This is a genomic window from Sphingomonas sp. UBA978, from assembly GCF_002292295.1.
In the GTDB taxonomy this organism is placed as follows: domain Bacteria; phylum Pseudomonadota; class Alphaproteobacteria; order Sphingomonadales; family Sphingomonadaceae; genus Sphingomonas.
The window spans coordinates 90,937-109,542 of the sequence record NZ_DBBS01000021.1 but is presented as its reverse complement, the minus strand read 5'-3'; the positions used below and the strand labels follow the sequence as shown (position 1 = coordinate 109,542).

At 67.2% G+C, this 18,606-nt stretch carries 14 protein-coding genes; 10 read left to right on the top strand and 4 right to left on the bottom strand.

Annotation, left to right across the window (positions count from 1 at the left end; genetic code table 11):
- Positions 1-43 precede the first annotated feature (43 nt).
- The 5 genes from B2515_RS15485 to B2515_RS15465 all read left to right on the top strand — a co-directional run bounded on the left by B2515_RS15485 (position 44) and on the right by B2515_RS15465 (position 5,347).
- Positions 44-2,104, top strand: coding sequence for an NAD(+) synthase (locus B2515_RS15485; RefSeq protein ID WP_293877862.1), 2,061 nt, complete (start codon positions 44-46; stop codon positions 2,102-2,104).
- 170 nt (positions 2,105-2,274) lie between these two features.
- Complete coding sequence (locus B2515_RS15480; RefSeq protein WP_293877860.1) at positions 2,275-3,006, top strand: CDP-alcohol phosphatidyltransferase family protein; 732 nt, start codon at positions 2,275-2,277, stop codon at positions 3,004-3,006.
- Positions 3,003-4,094, top strand: coding sequence for an inositol-3-phosphate synthase (locus B2515_RS15475; RefSeq protein WP_230629460.1), 1,092 nt, complete (start codon positions 3,003-3,005; stop codon positions 4,092-4,094). Before B2515_RS15480 ends, B2515_RS15475 begins: the two co-directional genes overlap by 4 nt.
- Entirely contained in the window at positions 4,094-4,798 is a 705-nt protein-coding gene (locus tag B2515_RS15470) for an NTP transferase domain-containing protein (RefSeq protein WP_293877857.1), read from the top strand. Before B2515_RS15475 ends, B2515_RS15470 begins: the two co-directional genes overlap by 1 nt.
- A 12-nt stretch (positions 4,799-4,810) precedes the next feature.
- Positions 4,811-5,347: a pseudouridine synthase gene (locus tag B2515_RS15465; RefSeq protein WP_293877856.1), complete on the top strand. Its 537-nt coding sequence runs from the start codon at positions 4,811-4,813 to the stop codon at positions 5,345-5,347.
- 177 nt (positions 5,348-5,524) lie between these two features.
- Here the strand turns inward: B2515_RS15465 and B2515_RS15460 are convergent, their stop codons facing one another.
- Positions 5,525-6,067 carry a TetR/AcrR family transcriptional regulator gene (locus tag B2515_RS15460; RefSeq protein ID WP_293877855.1) on the bottom strand — a complete coding sequence of 181 codons (543 nt, stop codon included), beginning with the start codon at positions 6,065-6,067 and terminating at the stop codon, positions 5,525-5,527.
- A 155-nt stretch (positions 6,068-6,222) separates the two neighbouring features.
- On the opposite strand from B2515_RS15460, the gene B2515_RS15455 reads away from it, so the two are divergent.
- The 4 genes from B2515_RS15455 (at position 6,223) to B2515_RS15440 (ending at position 10,835) form a co-directional block, all read left to right on the top strand.
- Positions 6,223-6,573, top strand: a complete 351-nt coding sequence (locus B2515_RS15455; RefSeq protein WP_293877854.1) for a VOC family protein — start codon at positions 6,223-6,225, stop codon at positions 6,571-6,573.
- 301 nt (positions 6,574-6,874) lie between these two features.
- The gene (gene otsB / locus B2515_RS15450) at positions 6,875-7,621 is read left to right on the top strand and encodes a trehalose-phosphatase (RefSeq protein WP_293877853.1); all 747 of its coding nucleotides are present in this window, start codon (positions 6,875-6,877) and stop codon (positions 7,619-7,621) included.
- Positions 7,618-9,429 carry a glycoside hydrolase family 15 protein gene (locus tag B2515_RS15445; protein ID WP_293877851.1) on the top strand — a complete coding sequence of 604 codons (1,812 nt, stop codon included), beginning with the start codon at positions 7,618-7,620 and terminating at the stop codon, positions 9,427-9,429. The genes otsB and B2515_RS15445 overlap by 4 nt, the downstream gene beginning before the upstream one ends.
- Positions 9,426-10,835: an alpha,alpha-trehalose-phosphate synthase (UDP-forming) gene (locus tag B2515_RS15440; RefSeq protein ID WP_293878484.1), complete on the top strand. Its 1,410-nt coding sequence runs from the start codon at positions 9,426-9,428 to the stop codon at positions 10,833-10,835. Before B2515_RS15445 ends, B2515_RS15440 begins: the two co-directional genes overlap by 4 nt.
- Here the strand turns inward: B2515_RS15440 and B2515_RS15435 are convergent.
- A complete protein-coding gene (locus B2515_RS15435) occupies positions 10,771-11,877 on the bottom strand; it encodes a mechanosensitive ion channel family protein (protein WP_293877849.1) in 1,107 nt (368 codons plus the stop codon). The two genes, B2515_RS15440 and B2515_RS15435, sit on opposite strands and share 65 nt — an antisense overlap.
- Before the next feature lie 428 nt (positions 11,878-12,305).
- Here B2515_RS15435 and B2515_RS15430 point away from each other — a divergent pair, with 428 nt between their 5' ends.
- Positions 12,306-15,359: a TonB-dependent receptor domain-containing protein gene (locus B2515_RS15430; protein WP_293877847.1), complete on the top strand. Its 3,054-nt coding sequence runs from the start codon at positions 12,306-12,308 to the stop codon at positions 15,357-15,359.
- A 58-nt stretch (positions 15,360-15,417) separates the two neighbouring features.
- On the opposite strand, the gene B2515_RS15425 is transcribed toward B2515_RS15430, so the two are convergent.
- Both B2515_RS15425 and B2515_RS15420 read right to left on the bottom strand, forming a co-directional pair.
- On the bottom strand, positions 15,418-16,536 hold the full coding sequence (locus B2515_RS15425; protein WP_293877845.1) for a PepSY-associated TM helix domain-containing protein: 1,119 nt from the start codon (positions 16,534-16,536) through the stop codon (positions 15,418-15,420).
- The gene (locus B2515_RS15420; RefSeq protein ID WP_293877843.1) at positions 16,533-18,575 is read right to left on the bottom strand and encodes a TonB-dependent receptor; all 2,043 of its coding nucleotides are present in this window, start codon (positions 18,573-18,575) and stop codon (positions 16,533-16,535) included. The genes B2515_RS15425 and B2515_RS15420 overlap by 4 nt, the downstream gene beginning before the upstream one ends.
- Positions 18,576-18,606 lie beyond the last annotated feature (31 nt).

The following is an 18,606-nucleotide window of genomic DNA, read 5'->3' as shown; positions in this document are numbered from 1 at the left end:
CAACGGTGGCACCCGTCGGCCAACCGGGCTAGCATCGCCGGCGATGACGCACGCCTTTCATTCGATCCACCGCCACCAGATGGTCCGCGTCGCCGCCGCGACGCCGCTCGCCACCGTCGGCGACGTCGCCGCGAACATCGCCGCGACCGTCGCCATGGCGGAGCAGGCCGATGCACGCGGGATCGACCTCGTCGTCTTCCCCGAACTCAACCTCACCTCCTACGCGATCGACGACCTGCACCTGCAATCGGCGCAGCAGCGCGCCAGCGAAGCCGCCCTGCTGACGGTCGCGGCGCAGACCGCCGGCCTCGCCCCGATGCTGCTCGTCGGCGTCGCGCTGGTCCGCAACGGCCGGCTCTACAATTGCGCGGCCGTGCTGTCGCGCGGCCGCATCCTCGGCGTCGTGCCGAAGAGCTTTCTGCCCAACTACCGGGAATATTACGAGAAACGCTGGTTCGCGCCCGGCCTCGGCCTGCACGGCCTGACGATCCGGCTGGGCGATGCCGACGTGCCCTTCGGCCCCGACCTGATCTTCGCGGCGGACGACCTGCCCGGCCTCGTCGTCCATGCCGAGATCTGCGAGGATTATTGGGCGCCCGTCCCGCCCTCCACCACCGGCGCGCTGGCGGGGGCGACGATCTGCTGCAACCTGTCCGCGTCGAACATCGTCATCGGCAAGGCGCGCGAACGCATGCTGCTCGCCGCCGCACAATCCGCCCGCGCCGCCTGCGCCTATGTCTATGCCGCCGCCGGCCCGGGGGAGAGCACCACCGACGTCGCCTGGGACGGCCAGGGCATGATCCACGAATTGGGCGAACTGCTCGCCGAATCGCATCGCTTCTCCGCCGAGCCCGAACTGGTCGCCGCCGATATCGACCTCGAACGGATCGTACAGGAGCGGCTGCGCAACGGCACGTTCAACGATTCGGCGATCACCGCCGGCCATCCCGAGACGCGCTTCCGCCGCATCGGCTTCACTCACGCTCCCGCCCTTGCCGACACCGGCCTCGCCCGCGCGGTCGCCCGCTTCCCCTTCGTCCCGGACGACCCCGCCCGGCGCGACGAGGATTGCTACGAAGCCTTCAACATCCAGGTCGAGGCGCTCGCCAAGCGCCTGTCCGCGACGCGGTCGAAGGCCCTGGTCATCGGCGTCTCGGGCGGCCTCGATTCGACCCATGCGCTGATCGTCGCGGCCAAGGCGATGGACCGGCTCGGCCGGCCGCGCAGCGACATCCTCGGCTTCACCATGCCCGGCTTCGCCACCGGCGACGCGACCAAGGCCAACGCCTGGGCGCTGATGCGCGCGCTCGGCTGCACCGCGGACGAGATCGACATCCGTCCCACCGCGCTCCAGATGCTTGCCGACATCGGCCATCCCTATGCGCAGGGCGAGCCGGTCTACGACGTGACGTTCGAGAACGTACAGGCGGGACTGCGCACCGATTACCTCTTCCGCCTCGCCAACCAGCGCGGCGGGATCGTGCTCGGCACCGGCGACCTCAGCGAACTGGCGCTCGGCTGGTGCACCTATGGCGTCGGCGACCAGATGAGCCATTATGCGGTCAACAGCGGCGTGCCCAAGACGCTGATCCAGTTCCTGATCCGCTGGTGCATCCGGACGGCGCAGTATAATGCGGCGACCGACCGCATCCTGTCGACCATCCTCGCGCAGGAGATCTCGCCCGAGCTCGTCCCCGCCGATGCCGAAACCGGCGCGATGCAGAGCACCGAATCGATGATCGGCCCCTACGCGCTCAACGACTTCTTCGCGCATTACGTCATCCGCTACGGACTGGCGCCGTCGAAGATCGCCTTCCTCGCCTGGCACGCCTGGCGCGACGCGGCGGCGGGGTCGTGGCCGGAGGATTTCCCTGAGGCGGCGCGCGTCGCCTACGACCTGCCGACGATCGTCCACTGGCTGGAACGGTTCCTGCTGCGCTTCTTCCAGCTCAGCCAGTTCAAGCGCTCGGCGATTCCCAACGGTCCGAAAGTCTCGGACGGGGGGGCGCTGAGCCCGCGTGGCGACTGGCGGGCGCCGTCTGACGGCACCGCAGCACCGTGGCTGGACGAGTTGCGGCGAAACGTTCCCGCGAACGTCCCATAAATATTGCCTTTGCGCCTATAGAGGCGCAATATGAAGGCCTGATGACACCGCCGCCCCGGGATGGCTCACGCGATCGCCGGATCGAGGACCCATCGAATCTCTACCTGATCCACCCCGCGTCTCACGCCTTGCTCCCCTTTGCCCTTCGGCATGGGGTGTCGGCGAATGCGGTGTCGCTGATCGGGCTCGCCTGCGGCACCGTCGCGGCGATCGCCTATGCCAACTGGCAGGTGCCGGCGCTGGCGCTGGTCGGCCTCGTCTTCTCGGTCGCCTGGCTGATCGCGGACGGGCTCGACGGCATGATCGCGCGCGCGACCAAGACCGCGAGCGCGCTCGGCCGCACGCTCGACGGCCTGTGCGACCACGGCGTCTTCGCGCTGATCTATCTCTCGCTCGCCTGGACTGTCGGCACGCTTGAAGGCTGGGTGCTCGCGCTCACCGCCGCCGCCTGCCATGCCGTTCAGTCGAGCCTGTACGAGGGCGAGCGCGCCCGCTTCCACCGCCGCACCCGCGGCACGCCTCTCGCCGCGGTGCCGACGCCGACCGGCATGGTGCTCGTCCGCCTCTATGACAGCGTCGCCGGCAGCGTCGATCGCATCTCGATGCCGTTCGAACGCCGGTTCGGCGCCGCCGAGGACCGCACCGCCTTCGCCGCCGCCTATGCCGCCGCCGCGGTACCGGTGATGCGGCTGCAATCGCTGCTGACCGCCAATGTGCGCGTCTGGGCGATCTGTATCGCCTGCCTCGCGGGCAATCCGCGCATCTTCTGGTGGTTCGAGATCGTACCGTTGACGCTGGTCACCGCGGTCGGCCTCTACCGTCACCGGCGCATCGAGCGCCGCTTCGTCCACGGCCTCGCGCCGCAGTCCATTCTACTTCCAAGCGAACAGGGTCATTCATGAAGAGCATCAACATCGCCATCGTCGGCATCGGCAACTGCGCGAGCTCGCTCGTCCAGGGGCTGGAGCATTATCGCGAAGGCGCCAACGATCTCGTCGGCCTGATGCACTGGGAGCTCGGCGGCTATAAGCCGTCGGACATCAAGGTCGTCGCCGCCTGGGACGTCGACGCGCGCAAGGTCGGCAAGGACGTCGCCGAGGCGGTGTTCGCCAAGCCCAACTGCACCGCGGTCTTCGCCGCCAACCTGCCCGCCACCGGCACGATCGTGAAGATGGGCGCCGTGCTCGACGGCGTCGCCGAGCATATGTCCGACTATAAGGACGACCGCACCTTCATCGTCGCCAACGACACGCAGCCGACCAAGGCCGAGATCGTCGCCGAGCTGAAGGCGTCTGGCACCGACGTGCTGATGAACTATCTGCCCGTCGGCAGCCAGGAAGCGACCGAATTCTACGCCGAATGCGCGCTCGAAGCCGGCGTCGCCTTCGTCAACAACATCCCCGTCTTCATCGCCTCCAACCCGGTCTGGGCCAAGAAGTTCGAGGACGCCGGCGTCGCGATCATCGGCGACGACATCAAGGCACAGCTTGGCGCGACGATTGTCCACCGCGTGCTGACCGACCTGTTCGCCAAGCGCGGCGTCAAGCTGGACCGCACCTACCAGCTCAACACCGGCGGCAACACCGACTTCCTCAACATGTCGAACCACCGTCGCCTCGAATCGAAGAAGATCTCGAAGACCGAAGCGGTGCAGTCGGTCGCGGCCGAGCGCATGGACGACGACAACGTCCACATCGGCCCGTCGGACTACGTGCCATGGCAGAACGACAACAAGGTCTGCTTCCTGCGCATGGAAGGCCAGCTGTTCGGCGGCGTGCCGATGAACCTCGAACTGCGCCTGTCGGTCGAGGATTCGCCCAACAGCGCCGGCGTCGCGATCGACATGATCCGCTGCGCCGCGATCGCCAAGGACCGCGGCATCGCCGGCGTCATCGACCCGGCATCCGCCTATTTCTGCAAGCATCCGCGCCACCAGATGACCGACGACCTCGCCCAGATCGCGGTCGAGGACTTCATCAAGGCCGCCTGATGATAACCACGGGCCTGCTGCTCGCCGCCGGACAGGGCAGTCGGCTCCGTTCGGTCACGCCGTTCAAGCCGCTCTGCCTCGTCGCAGGGCGTGCCTTGATCGACCATGCGCTCGACGGCATGGCCGCGGCGGGCCTGACGCGCGCAATCGTGTCGCTCGGCTATGGCGCCGACGCGATCGCCGCGCATCTGGGGAGCCGGCCGTGGCCGCTGGAGGTGGTGACGGTGATGACCGACTATCTCCAGCCCAACGGCGTGTCGGCGCTCGCGGCGCGACCGCTGATCGGGGCGGAGGGCGCGGTGCTCGCGATGTGCGATCACCTCGTCCAGCCGCGCCACTACCGCCGGCTGGCCAAGGCGGGCGCAGGGGCAGGCCTCCGCCTCGGTATCGACCGGCGGCTTGGTCATGCCTGGGTCGACCCGCTCGACGTCACCTGCGTCGCCACGCGCGGCGATGCGATCACCGCCATCGGCAAGGGGCTCGAGCCGCATGATTGCTACGACACCGGTATCTTCGCCGTGTCGCAGGCGTTTTTCGCCGCGCTGGCGACGCTCGACAGCCCGTCGCTGACCGAGGGCGTCCGCATCCTCGCCGCCGAGGGCAACGCCCGGATCGTCGATTGCAGCGATCTCGACTGGCTCGACGTCGACGACGCCCCCGCATTCGCGCATGCCGAAGGCTGGATGACGAAACTCGCGGCGTAACCGCGGCGGCACATGCTCATCCTGTTCAACAAGCCCTACGACGTCCTCAGCCAGTTCACCGACCGCGGCAGCCCGACCACCCGCGCGACGCTGTCGGACCATATCGATGTGCCCGGCGTCTATCCGGCCGGCCGCCTCGACCGCGACAGCGAGGGCATGCTGCTGCTGACCGACGACGGCCGCCTTCAGGCGCGCATCGCCGACCCGAAATTCAAGCTGCCCAAGACCTATTGGGTCCAGGTCGAAGGCGTGCCCGACGACGCCGCGCTCGACCACCTGCGCCGCGGCGTCACCCTGAACGACGGCCCGACCCGCCCCGCCGAGGCGGCCCGCATCGATCCACCGGCCATCTGGCCCAGAACACCCCCCATCCGCGTCCGCCAGTCCATCCCGGACACCTGGCTGCGCCTCACCATCACCGAAGGCCGCAACCGCCAGGTCCGTCGCATGACCGCCGCGGTCGGCCACCCGACGCTACGCCTCATCCGCTGGCGCATCGGCGACTGGACGCTGGACGGGCTGGAATCAGGAGCTTGGCGCCGGGCCTAGCTCTGCCGCCCGGCAGGAGTCCCCGATGCCCCTGCGTGCCAAACGACTGTCAAGGATGGCTAGTGGATCGTCCGCTTCAGGAGGCAGTCAGCGATAGCCGACATCGCGCAGCACTGCCGCCCTTTCCGAGAAGGATGGCGAAAAGAGAAAAGGTGTAATTTGCTTCGGCTGACACTGTCATGACGGCCAAGCACCATCGTTGAGCCGCGAGCAAGCGATCAATTGGTCGGTCATCGCATCGACTGTCACGGCGACGTGGCCTGCCAACCAGCATCGCAGCATCGCCAATTGGGCCGCGGCTATACCGACCGCGAAAGGGGGAACGCCTTCGGCGTCAATCTGCCTCCCGCCGTGCATTGCGACGGCATTGGCCAAACGGCGCTGCAGGACCGAAGCGGCGGGCGATTCCAGGATCGACCTAGCAAATGAACGCAGCTCCCAGAGATGTTCGATGGTGGGCCGGACGTAGGACCGTGCTGCCCGTCCCGACGCAGCGGTAGCAAGCGCCAGCAGGATCGGCCGCAGCGCTGTCAGAAGAACATCGTCCTTTCCTTGGAAATGCTCGTAGAACGTGGATTTGGCGACGCCGGCACGGTCGATGATGTCGATCACACGAATTGCGCCATATCGCCGTTCGATCGCCAAAGTGCGGAACGCTTCGACGATGGTGATCTCGGTGCTCGAAAGCTGCCGTGCATTCCAGGAAGCGGATTCTGCCATAGCCCGATCTACCATGCGAGGATCACCTAGGAAGCATTGGGGCACCGGACTATTGGGGGCGATAGTCCGCTTCGGCCTTCGAAGGGGGTTTTTACACTCGCCAAGGCTGATCCCGACCGTCATCGCTCCGATCATCATTCATGGAGCGCCGAGAGATGGAACATCGTGCCGTTGCGATCATACCAAGCAGCAATCTCGACGCGAGCGAGGCGTTCTACCGGCGTCTGAAATTTACGGTCGTCAGTGACTATGGTCATTATCGGATCCTCGAAGACGGACGCGGCTGGCACCTCCATCTGACCTATGCGGCGGGATGGCCGAAGAATATCGACGACAATCCCTTTGGCCTGTATCTGTATGTCGAAGATGTGGACGCGATGGCGGATGCCGTTCGGGAGCTGATAATCGAAGACGGTGCCCCACACGCCAAGCCTTGGGGCACGTATGAGTTTGCCGTCAACGATCCCAGCGGCCTTCTCGTTCGAATTGGTCGGATCATGGAATAGGGTCGATTTCAAACCTTCCCACAGAGGAACGCGTAACGAGACGGCGATCCCGCTCGACCGCGCCGGTGGTGGTCAAAGGTATCCCTCCCGAAACCTGTTCCCGATGGCTCTTTCCCGCATTGCCATCCGGAAGCGGAGTAACGCGACAGATGATCGCGACTTGTGGTGACCTGTATTGCGCGCTTGAGCGCGCATCTATGGACCTCCCACCGCCTCTCGGTCGAACGCCCTCCGACCACCGAAACCGACCGGCGCAGACACCCGCTTGACCCTCCCCGCCCGATCCCCGACACGCGGCTGGGTGACGCACCTTCCCCCGCCCCCTGCCGACCTGCTGCGCAATGCCGCGCTGTTCCTCGATTTCGACGGCACCCTCGTCGAACTGCAGGATCATCCCGACGCCGTCGCCGTGGATGCGCATCTCGCCGCGCTGATCGACCGGCTCAGCGCCGCGCTCGACGGGCGGGTCGCGATCATCTCCGGCAGGCCGGTCGCGGGCATCCGCGCGCTGTTCGGCGATCCGCATTTCGCCATCTCCGGCAGCCACGGGCTGGAGGTCGCCTGGCCCGACGGGCGGCACGACCGTGCGGAACGTCCCGCCGCCCTCGACCGTATAGTCGATCGGATGAAAACCTTCGCAACCGCAACAAACGGCGTGCTGGTCGAGGAGAAGCCGCTCGGGGCCGCACTCCATTATCGTGCCGCGCCTGCAGCGGAGACGGCCGCGACCGACCTCGCCCGCGGCCTTGCCGCCGACGCCGGCCTGCACCTGCAGACGGGCAAGATGATGATCGAGGTGCGTGTTCCCGGCGCCGACAAGGGCACCGCGCTCCACACGCTGATGCGCGCGCCGGTCTTCGCCGGCCGCACGCCCGTCTTCCTCGGCGACGACGACACCGACGAGCCCGCCATGGTCGCCGCGCGTGCCCTCGGCGGCGCCGGCATCCTGATCGGCGCTCCGCGCGCCACCGCCGCCGCCTGGCGCCTCGACGGCGTGCCGCAGACCCTCTCCTGGCTCGCCGCCGCAACCGAAAGCCTCGCCCGATGACCGCCGCGCCGACCAGCACGCCCCCTACGACCAGCGTCGACCTCTGGCCGATCGGCAATTGCCAGGTCAGCGCGCTGGTCGATCGCGCCGGCCGCTTCGTCTGGGCCTGCGTCCCCCGCGTCGACGGCGATCCGCTATTCTCGGCGCTGATCGGCGGCGCCGAGCCCGACAGCGGCTATTGGGGCATCGCGATCGAACATTCGGTCAGCGTCGAACAGCATTACATCCGCAACACCCCGATCCTGGTCAGCGTCCACACCGACGATGCCGGCAACGCGCTGGAGGTCATCGACTTCTGCCCGCGCTTCGTCCGCTCCGGCCGCACCTATCGCCCGGTCGCCTTCGCCCGCATCGTCCGCCCGCTGCGCGGCAGCCCGCGCGTCACGATGCAGCTGCGCACCACCTGCGGCTGGGGCGGCACCTGCCGCGAACAGATCGGCGGATCGAACCATCTGCGCATCCTGCTCGATTCGATGCAGCTGCGCCTCACCACCACCGCGCCGATCGGCATGGTGCAGGAAGAGCGCACCTTCCGCCTCGAACGCCCGCTCCACTTCTTCCTCGGTCCGGATGAAAGCTTCAGCGGCGACCTTGCCGAAACGCTCGACGCGATGCTCGCCCAGACGATCAGCGAGTGGCAGGAATGGGTGCGCGGCCTCGCCATTCCGCTCGAATGGCAGGATGTCGTCATCCGCTCGGCGATCACGCTGAAACTGTGCCAGCATGAGGAGACGGGCGCGATCGTCGCCGCGCTCACCACCTCGATCCCCGAACATGCCGGGTCTGAGCGCAACTGGGACTATCGCTATTGCTGGGTCCGCGACGCTTATTACACCGTGCAGGCGCTCAACCGGCTCGGCGCGCTCGACGTGCTGGAGGGCTATCTCGGCTATCTGCGCAACATCGTCGACAGCGCGGCGGGCGGCCATATCCAGCCGCTCTACGGCGTCCTCGGCGAGGCGACGCTGGAGGAGCGCTTCGCCCCCGCCCTGCCCGGCTATCGCGGCATGGGCCCGGTCCGCGTCGGCAATCAGGCGTATGAGCAGATCCAGCACGACGCCTATGGGCAGATCGTGCTGTGCAGCGTCCACGCCTTCTTCGACCAGCGCCTGTTCCGCCAGTCCGGTATCGAGGATTTCCAGCGGCTGGAGCATGTCGGCGAACGCGCCTGGCAGTTCCACGACCAGCCCGATGCCGGCCTGTGGGAATTGCGCACCCGGCAGAGCGTCCACACCTATTCGAGCGCGATGTGCTGGGCGGCGTGCGACCGGCTCGCCAATGCCGCACACGTCCTCGACCTGCCCGACCGCCGCGATTTCTGGCAAGCGCGTGCCGACACGATCCGCAAGCATATCGAGGCCAGCGCCTGGCGTCCCGACACCAATCGCATGTCGGCGACCTTCTCCGGCGACGACCTCGACGCCAGCCTGATCCAGCTGCTCGACCTGCGCTTCTTCGAACCCGGCGATCCGCGCTTCATCGGCACGCTGGAGGCGGTGGAAAAGGGCTTGCGCCGCGGCAGCCACATGCTGCGCTACGATACCGAGGACGATTTCGGCCTGCCCGAAACTGCGTTCAACGTCTGCACCTTCTGGCTGATCGAGGCGCTGCACTTCACCGGCCGCGAGGCCGATGCGCGTGCGCTGTTCGACGAGATGCTGGCACGCCGTACCGCAGCGGGCCTTCTTTCCGAAGATATCGACCCGACATCGGGCGAGCTGTGGGGCAATTATCCCCAGACCTATTCGCTGGTCGGCATGATTAACTGTGCCGCCCTGCTGTCCAAACCCTGGAGTTCGATCCGCTGAGCCGTCTCATCATCATATCCAACCGCGTCTCCGCCCCGTCGGGCTCCAAGTCCGGCGCGCAAGGGGGGCTGGCGGTCGCGCTCGCCTCGGCGCTGCGCGAATACAAGGGCATGTGGTTCGGCTGGTCAGGCGAGCAGACCGACGAATATACCGGCCAGATCACCTTCCAGCGCAACGAGGGCGTCACCACCGCGACCGTCGACCTCGAAGAGCAGGATATCGAGGAATATTACAACGGCTACGCCAACCGGACCTTGTGGCCGCTGTTCCATTACCGCGTCGATCTGGCGGAATACGAACGCGAATTCGCCGGCGGCTACCAGCGTGTCAACGAACGCTTCGCCGACACCGTCCAGCCGCTGATCGAGGAGGACGACGCAGTCTGGATTCAGGATTACCACCTGTTCCCGCTCGGCGAGGAGCTGCGCAAGCGCGGCGCCAACAACCGTCTCGGCTTCTTCCTCCACATCCCCTGGCCACCGCGCCGCCTGCTCGCGATCCTGCCCGAGGCGCAGGCGCTGGTGCGCAGCCTGTTCGCCTATGACGTCATCGGCTTCCACACCGACGAATGGCTCCAGTCCTTCTGCGACTATGCGACGCACGAACTCGGCGCGCATATGGAGGACGGCGAGCTCGTCCTCGACGATCGCCGGGTCAAGGTCATGGCCTGCCCGATCGGCATCGATGCGAAGGAATTCGCCGACCTCGCCACCAGCACGCGCGGCCGCCTCGCCTTCCGTCAGATGCGCGACGCCGCGGTTGGCCGCGACATGATCGTCGGCGTCGACCGGCTCGACTATTCGAAGGGGCTCGAGGAGCGGTTCCTCGGCTACGAACGCTTCCTCGTCGAGCATCCCGAGGAGCGCAAGGAGGTCACCCTCCTCCAGATCGCACCGCCGAGCCGCGCGACCGTCGGCAGCTACCAGAAGATCCGCAGCAATCTCGAAGGGCTCGCCGGCCGGATCAACGGCGCCTATGCCGATATCGACTGGGTGCCGATCCGCTACGTCAACCAGGGCTATCCGCGCGACGTGCTCGCCGGCATCTACCGCGCCGCCAAGATCGGCCTCGTCACCCCGCTGCGCGACGGTATGAACCTCGTCGCCAAGGAATATGTCGCCGCGCAGAATCCGGAGGACCCCGGCGTTCTCATCCTGTCGCGCTTCGCCGGCGCCGCCTGCCAGCTGACCGACGCGGTGCTCATCAACCCCTATTCGGCGGAGGAGATGTCCGACGCGATCATGCTCGCGCTGCGCATGCCGCGCGAGGAGCGGATCGAGCGCTGGCAGAAGATGATGGACACCATCCTGCGCGAGGATATCGGCTGGTGGCGCAAGACCTTCACCGAAACGCTGATGGCCGGTCCGCTGGAGATGGAGCCGCAGGACCAGCCGGCGCACGCATGAACCGCTCCCGGGGCAGCGCCTCGGGCATCTCGGCGCGGATGAAGGCATAGATCGCCTCGCGCACGTCGCAGCGCAGGTCGAACGCGGTCGAGGCGTCCTTGGCGGTCATCAGTCCGCGCACCTCCATCGTCCCGTCGGGCTTCGAATCGGTGACCTGCAGGTTGAAGAAGCGCTGGTCCCAGCGCGGGTTGGCGCGCACCACCTCTTCCAGCTTCGCCCGGATCCGCGGCACGTCCGCGGCGGGATCGAGATACCAGAACACCGATCCCAGCAGCGCGCTCGTCTCGCGCGTCCAGTTCTGGAAGCTGTTCTCAAGGAATTTGGACACCGGCACCACCAGCCGCCGGTCGTCCCAGATGCGGACCACGACATAGGTCAGGCGGATATCCTCGATCCGTCCCCATTCGTTGTCGATGATGACGACGTCGTCGATCCGGATCGGTTCGGTGAAGGCCATCTGGATCCCGGCGATCACGTTCTTCAGCGCCGGCTGCGCGGCCGCACCGATCGCGAGGCCAGCGACACCGGCGGACGCCGCCAGCGTCACCCCGATCGTCCGCACCGACGGGATGCTCATCAGCATCATCATCACCGTCAGCATCACCAGCACGAACACGCCGATGCGGTGCAGGATGCTGATCCTGGTCCGCCGCCGCCGCGCGCGCAGATTGTCGGACGCGGTGATATCGAACCGCACCTCGCTGATATCGCGATAGACGGTCAGCGCGGCGAGCAGCATCCAGCCGAACACGCCGGGCGTCAGCAGCCCGAGCACGCGCTGCCAGATCGTCTCCCAATAGCGCGGCAGGTCCAGCCCCGGCCCCGACGCGGCGAGCGCGATGACCACGACCAGCCAGAAGGACGGCCGCCCCAGCCGGTCGATCAATATGTCGTCGGTCTTGGTCGTCGTCCGCTTCGCCAGTCGTCGCAGTCCGGCGAGCAGCACCCGATGCAGCAGCGCCAGCACCAGCACGAACATCGCGACTCCGGCGAGCCGCTGCGCCCATCCGGGCAGGTCGATGTCGAGATAGGGGATGTGCATCGCGCTAACACGCTTGAGGGGGACGAAGGGTCCCGCGTCAGGGTCGAACTTTGCTGCGGGCGCGAAAGAATGCGCGCTGTGACCAATCATGTTAGGACAGCGTAACTGGTCGAAATAAAATGTCGATCGAGCCGGCACAGATCGCAGCAATATGTGATCCCTGCCTGACAGTGCGATTCAGCCTACTGGAAACCTTGCGAAAAGCTGAACGAAGGACCTCCATTCGCCGCATCCTTCGGAATTCTGGCGATGTAACGATACTGACCTAATTTCTCCTCGTGCCGCTGTTACACAGACGCAACACCAGGGCGAAATCCGCGACATATCGGATACTTTGCCCTCGTCGGCGCGATTTTGCGGAGCTACCCGCCCTGTAGCTCAGGACAGGTTTGCTGCCCTTCTGAAGCGCTAGTGACAGGACGATCATTATGACCCTCGCGTACCGCCGGCAGCTGCTGGCAACCTCCCTCTTCGTCGGCGCCGCGATGCTCGCAACGCCTGCCGTGGCCCAGGATGCCGGCCAGCCCGTCGCGCCGCAGACGGTTTGTCCCCCGAATGCCACGAGCCCGGATTGCCCGCCGGCGCAGACCACCAACGATCAGGCCGCCGGCCAGTCCGCGACGGGCGTGACGCCCGCCGGCGACGCCGCCACGGCGATCGGCGCAGATGCCGGCGGGGCCGACATCGTCGTCACCGGTTCACGAATCGCCTCGCCCGCGGCGGCATCCGCCTCGCCGCTGCAGGTCATCGGTGCCGAGCAGATCCAGCAGCAGGGCGCGATCAACGTGCAGGAAGTGCTGCTGCAGAACCCGGCCTTCGGTACCCCGGGGATCAGTCGTACCAATTCCAGCTTCGCCACGCAGGGCGCCGGCGCCGCGACGGTCAATCTGCGCAACCTCGGCGAGGATCGCACGCTGGTGCTGGTCAACGGCCGGCGGTTCGTGTCCGGCCAGCCGGGCAGCCAGGCGGTCGACCTCAACGTCATCCCGACCCAGTTCATCGAGCGGATCGACACGCTGACCGGCGGCGCCTCGGCCGTCTACGGCTCCGACGCCGTCGCCGGCGTGGTCAACTTCGTCTACAAGACCAAGTTCGATGGTCTGCAGATGGACGGCCAGCTCGGCATTTCGGAGCGCGGTGACGGCTTCGACCGGCAGGTGAACATCCTCGCCGGCAAGAACTTTGCCGACGGTCGCGGCAATATCATGCTGTTCGGCGGCTATTCGAAGGAAGGCACCGTCTTCAAGAAGGACCGCTCGACCGAGGCTGGCTCCAGTGCGATCGATTCGAGCAGCCTGGGTCTTTCGACCGGTCGCGACGAGGATCTGTTCACGCCGCGGACCTTGCTGTCGGGCTTCGCGCCGGGCGGACGCATCTATGCCGGCGACCAGACGTTCAGCTACAACACCGGTTCGCTGGTCAATTGCACCGGCGCCAATTGCGGCGGGTTCAACCGGTCCGACTTCCGCTACCTCGCCGTTCCGGTCGAGCGCTATGTCGCCGCCGGTCGCGCCAATTTCGAGGTGTCGGACGCCGCCAACCTGTGGCTCGAAGGCAATTACGCCAAGACCAAGGTGCAGACGGTCATCGAACCGTTCCCGCTCAGCTCGGACCTGGTGGCGATCGCATCGGGCGGTCAGGTGCCGATCCAGACCGTCGTCGGCGGCGTGACCTATCGCAATCCGTTCGTACCGGACGCGATCTTCAACGCCGCGACCGACACCGATGGCGATGGCCTGCGCGACATCTATTTCGATCGTCGCCTCGCCGATTTCGGCAATCGCACGCAATCGGCCAGCCGTGACCTGTTCCGCATCGCCGGCGGCATCAACGGCAAGTTCCTTGAGGATCGCTTTAGCTACGAAGCCTATGGCATCTACGGTGAAACCAAGGAAAAGCAGAACGGCAACGGCCAGTTCAACAGCGCCAACTTCGTGCAGGCGCTGAACTCCTACCGCGATCCCGCCACCGGCCAGATCGTCTGCGCCGATCCGGCGGCCCGTGCGGCCGGCTGCATCCCCGCCAACATCTACGGTATCGGCACGCTCGCCAACACCGCCGCCTATCTGGCCGCACCGACGACGCTCGATACGAAGGTGACGCAGACCGTTGCCGGCGCCAACGTCACCGGCAAGCTGTTCTCGCTGTTCGGCGCCGATCCGATCGGGATCAACGTCGGCACCGAATACCGCCGCGAAACCAGCAGCAACGTGTTCGATCTGCTCACGCAGCAGGGCCTGAACGGCAACAATGCGCTGCCATCGACCTATGGCAAGTTCGACCTCTGGGAAGGCTTCGGCGAGGCGATCGTACCGATCGTGCAGAACCGGCCGTTCTTCCATTCGCTCAGCCTGCGCGGCGCGGTGCGCGTGTCCGACTATTCGACGGTCGGCACGACGTTCAGCTACAATTACGGCGGCGAATGGGCGCCGATCGAGGACATCCGCTTCCGCGTCATCAAGGCACGGTCGGTGCGTGCGCCGAACATCAACGAATTGTTCCAGGCGCCGCAGCAGGACTTCCCGTCCGGCTTGCAGGACCCGTGCGTTGGCGTCACCGCCACCAGCACGGGCACCGTGTCGACCAACTGCCGCGCGGCACCGGGCGTCAATGCGAACATCGCCGCAAACGGGGCGTTCGTCGCCAACCAGGCCGATCTGCAGGGCATCACCAGCTTCGCGGGCGGCAATCCTAACTTGCAGGAAGAAAAGGGCGATTCGTTCACCGCCGGCGTGGTCATCAATCCGCGCTCGATCCGCGGCCTGCGCAACCTCGTCGTCACGGTCGACTATTTCAACATCCGCATCAAGGATGCGATCGTCTCGACGCCGCTGCAGTTCATCCTGAATCAATGCTACGCCAACTCGATCCAGTCCTATTGCGACCTCGTCACCCGCCGCTCGGCGGTGGTCGGCCCGAACAGCGCGGGCTCGCTGGACGAGGTCAACTCGGGTCCGTCGAACAGCGGCGGTGTGAAGACGTCGGGCATCGACACGACGGTGACGTGGCGCCAGAATCTGGCCGATTGGGGCCTCGGCGGCACGCTCGGTCTGCGTGGCTCGTACACGCACCTCATCAGCGGCTATTCGATCCCGCTGCCGGATTCGGATCGCGACTATTTCGCCGGGGAAATCGGCGCGCCGCGTGACAAGTTCACGATCAACGGCTCGTTCGATATCGACGGGGTCGGGCTAACGACGACCGGTACGTGGATCAGCCAGTCGAGCCTCGACGATCAGCTGACCGGGGCGCGCCCGGGCAGCAACCCGCTGTACCGCGTCCGTCCGCAATTCTACTTGGACTCGCAGCTCCGCTTCCGCACCGCCGACAATTTCGAATTCTATGTCGGCGGCGACAATCTGCTGAACAACAAGCCGCCCTACCTCGCCGATATCGGTGCGTCGGCAGGGCAGGACACCGATGCCGGCACCTATGACGCGCTCGGCCGTCGCTATTATGCAGGCGTCCGCATCGGCCTCTGATCCGATCTGCACCACTGCACGAAAGGGCCGTCCGGATCACACCGGGCGGCCTTTTTCGTCACCCCCTCGCCACCCGCCGCCGCCCCCACCACCGCCACACGCCGGTCGCGAACAGCATCGCCGGCAGCAGCCCCGACACGAACACCAGCCACCGCCCCGCCAGCCCGAACGCCTCGCCGTCGTGCAGCGGGTGCAGCCACGTCAGCAGCGTGTCGCCGCCGCCGTCGCGGCGCGCATCGCGTACCGCCAGCACGCGCCCGTCATAGGGATCGAGCCAGACGTTGCTGCGCGGGAACCGGCGGCTCGGCTCGCCCGCCACGAACAGGTTCACCCGCACCACACCGCGTGGCCCCGCCGGCGTCTCGATCCACGCCAGCGCCGCCCCCGGCAGCACCGCCCGCGCCCGCGCGACCAGCGCATCCAGCGGCAGCATGCCGCCCGCCCGCGGCACGCTCTCCAGCGTCGGCGTCGCGAACAGCGGCGAGGCGCGCGCCACCACCGGCCGCACCTGGTCGGGCAGATCGAGCATCGCCCCCGTCACCGTCACCACGATCAGCACGATCCCGCCGCCGATCCCGGTCCATTTGTGCAGGTCGTACAGGCGCCGCGATCGCGACGCCGCGCGCTTCCACGCCAGCGAACGGCGCCAGCCGCCGGTGCGCGGCCACCACGCCCACAGGCCGCTGACCAGCAGCGCCAGCATCGCGATCCCCGCAATCCCCATCGCGATGCCGCCGGGCTTCTGCAGCAGCAGCCGGTAATGCAGGTCGTAGATCCACGTCGTCCAGTAATCGCCCCAATAGCCGCGGCGGACGGCATGCAGCCCGACCGGATCGAGCCACAGCATCAGCGGCGCGAAATCGCGCCCGCGCGTCTCGACCGGCCGGTAATAGCGGATCGGGATCGCCCCGCCATCGGGCGTCACCTCGATCCGCCACGCACCGTCGCGGCCCGGATTGTCGCGCCGGAGCGCGTCGTACACCGCCTGCCACGACGGCGGCCGCGCGCCTGCGGCGACGCGCGCCAGCCCCGGATGCATCGCGCCGTCGATCGCGGGATAGAAGACCAGCACGCTGCCGGTCAGCCCGGTCACCGCGAACAGCAGGCCGATGCCTAGCCCCAGCCATAGATGCACGCGCCGCACCAGGACGCGCACCCGCTGCGCCGGCGTCGTCACAGCGTCAGCCGGACGCTGCCGTACAGCGCACGCCCGTCCGCCGGCGCATGCAGCACCTGGCTGCCGTCGAACCAGACATATTCATAGGCGCGGTCGCCGATGTTCTTGAGCTGCGCCGCGACCTCCAGTCGCGGCAGCACCCGCCATGCGACCTCGCCGTTCGCGACCAGATAGGCGCCGTAGCGCGGCAAAGTGTTGGCCGGCGTCAGCTCGTAGCGCGACTGGCCGTTCCCCCACAGCGACACGCGCCAGCGCTCGGCCGGCACCACGTCCAGCCCCGCCGAGAACAGGTGGCGCGGCACATGGTCGATCCGATTGCCCGCCTGCGACGGCATCGCCGGATCGGGGGTGACGATCCGCGCGCGCTGGTAGGAATAGGCACCCCACAGACTCGCCGCCGGGACCGGCGTCACGCTCGCCTGCACGTCCAGCCCGGACCGCCGCGTCGCGCCCAGATTGTCGCTGTCGCCCGAGGGGTCGTTGAGCCGCCGCTTGATCTCGCCGCTCGCGGTCTGTTCCCACACCGCGACACGCGCCTCCAGCCAGCGCCCCCGCGTCAGCTTGACGCCCGCCTCCCAGCCTTCGTTGATCGACGGATCGAGGTCGGTGGTCCGCGGCGGCACCTTGTAGGCGCCCGCGCCGACGCCGATCTGGAACGTCCGCCCGTAATTCGCATAAGCGGTGACGCCCGCCGCCGGGGTGATCGCGACGCTGACCTTGGGCTGGCTGATCGTGCCATAAGCGTTGATCGGATAACGCTGCCCATTCAATCGGTTGCGGAGCGTTCCCGACACGGTGTCGAAGCGCCAGCCGGGGGTGATGCTCAGCCAGCCGGCCGGCTCGATCACCGCCTGCGCATAGCCGCCCGCGACGGTCAGCCCGAACGCCTGATCGCGCGTCCGGCCGGTGATGCGGCGCTCGGCGGTCAGCCAGCGCAGGCTCTCATTGTCCTGCACCTGCACGTCGCCGCCCGCCTCCAGCATCAGGCGGTGGAGGAACGCGACCGTAGGGTGATGATGCAGCGTCGCCATCGCGCCATAATGACTTTCGCGCGTCAGCCGCCGCTGCTGCGCGACCGTGGCGGAAAAGCGGACATAGCGATCGTCGTAAAACCCGTTGGCATAGCCCTTCGCGCTCAGCGCCAGATCGTCGCTGACGTCGGCGTCGAGATGCAGACTGTACTGGCTCAGCCGCCGCCGCCCGCCGTCGCTCGCCGACACCGCATAGGAGCGGCGCCGGTCGGTATAGGCGTCGGCATCGGTCAGATAGCCCGGCTCGTCCGCCTCCGCCTGCGCATAGCGCGCGATCCCGCCGATCCGCACCGGCCCGCGATCGTAGAACCATTTGCCCGCGAGGCTGACCCGGTCGAGCCCGGCATGGTCGCGGAACCCGGTACTGCGTCGATACCCGACGAAGTAATTCTGGCTGAGCCGCCCCGTCTCCACCCCGGCGGAAAGCTGCCCCTCCGCGGTGCCGAACGCCCCCGCCAGCGCGCGCACGTCCAGATAGTCGCCGCCGATCCGCGTCGCGATATCGGCACTGCCCGCGATCGCATGCAGGCCATGGCGCGGGTCCGCCGTGCCGCGCACGAGCTCGACGCGCGCGATGTCGAGCGGCATCACCGCGTCGATGAACGCCATCCCGCCGTCGTTGGTGTTGGCGGGGATGCCGTCGATCGACAGCCGGACCGCGTTGATCTCCCCCTCCCCGTTGAAGCCGCGGATCGAGAAGCGTCCCGACGTCGTCCCCTGGTTGAAATCGGTCAGCGTCACGCCGGGCAGCCGCGCGAACAGCTCCCACGCATTGTCGACGCTCTGCCGTTGCGCGATGTCGCCGCCGAGCCGGTCGACGGAGGTCAGCACGGTCGCGGTCGATCCCGCCATGTCGCGCGCGGTGACGACGATGTCGCCGACCGAAAAGCTGGTGTCGCGCGCCGCGCGCGGGTCGTGGTCCTGGTCGGTATGGGCGGACTGCGCCGCCACCGCCGGACAGACGGCAAGCATCAGGCCTGCCGCCGCGGCGGTTCGAAGATAGGTCATGGTATAATCCCGATCCGGGCGCGCGTCCCCG

Bases quoted from the DNA above. Each gene is read 5' to 3' on its own strand.
- B2515_RS15430 (WP_293877847.1), top strand. From the start codon at position 12,306: ATGACCCTCGCGTACCGCCGGCAGCTGCTGGCAACCTCCCTCTTCGTC.
- B2515_RS15445 (WP_293877851.1), top strand. From the start codon at position 7,618: ATGACCGCCGCGCCGACCAGCACGCCCCCTACGACCAGCGTCGACCTC.
- B2515_RS15465 (WP_293877856.1), top strand. From the start codon at position 4,811: ATGCTCATCCTGTTCAACAAGCCCTACGACGTCCTCAGCCAGTTCACC.
- B2515_RS15475 (WP_230629460.1), top strand. From the start codon at position 3,003: ATGAAGAGCATCAACATCGCCATCGTCGGCATCGGCAACTGCGCGAGC.
- B2515_RS15435 (WP_293877849.1), bottom strand. From the start codon at position 11,877: ATGCACATCCCCTATCTCGACATCGACCTGCCCGGATGGGCGCAGCGG.
- B2515_RS15485 (WP_293877862.1), top strand. From the start codon at position 44: ATGACGCACGCCTTTCATTCGATCCACCGCCACCAGATGGTCCGCGTC.
- B2515_RS15420 (WP_293877843.1), bottom strand. From the start codon at position 18,575: ATGACCTATCTTCGAACCGCCGCGGCGGCAGGCCTGATGCTTGCCGTC.
- B2515_RS15470 (WP_293877857.1), top strand. From the start codon at position 4,094: ATGATAACCACGGGCCTGCTGCTCGCCGCCGGACAGGGCAGTCGGCTC.
- B2515_RS15460 (WP_293877855.1), bottom strand. From the start codon at position 6,067: ATGGCAGAATCCGCTTCCTGGAATGCACGGCAGCTTTCGAGCACCGAG.
- B2515_RS15455 (WP_293877854.1), top strand. From the start codon at position 6,223: ATGGAACATCGTGCCGTTGCGATCATACCAAGCAGCAATCTCGACGCG.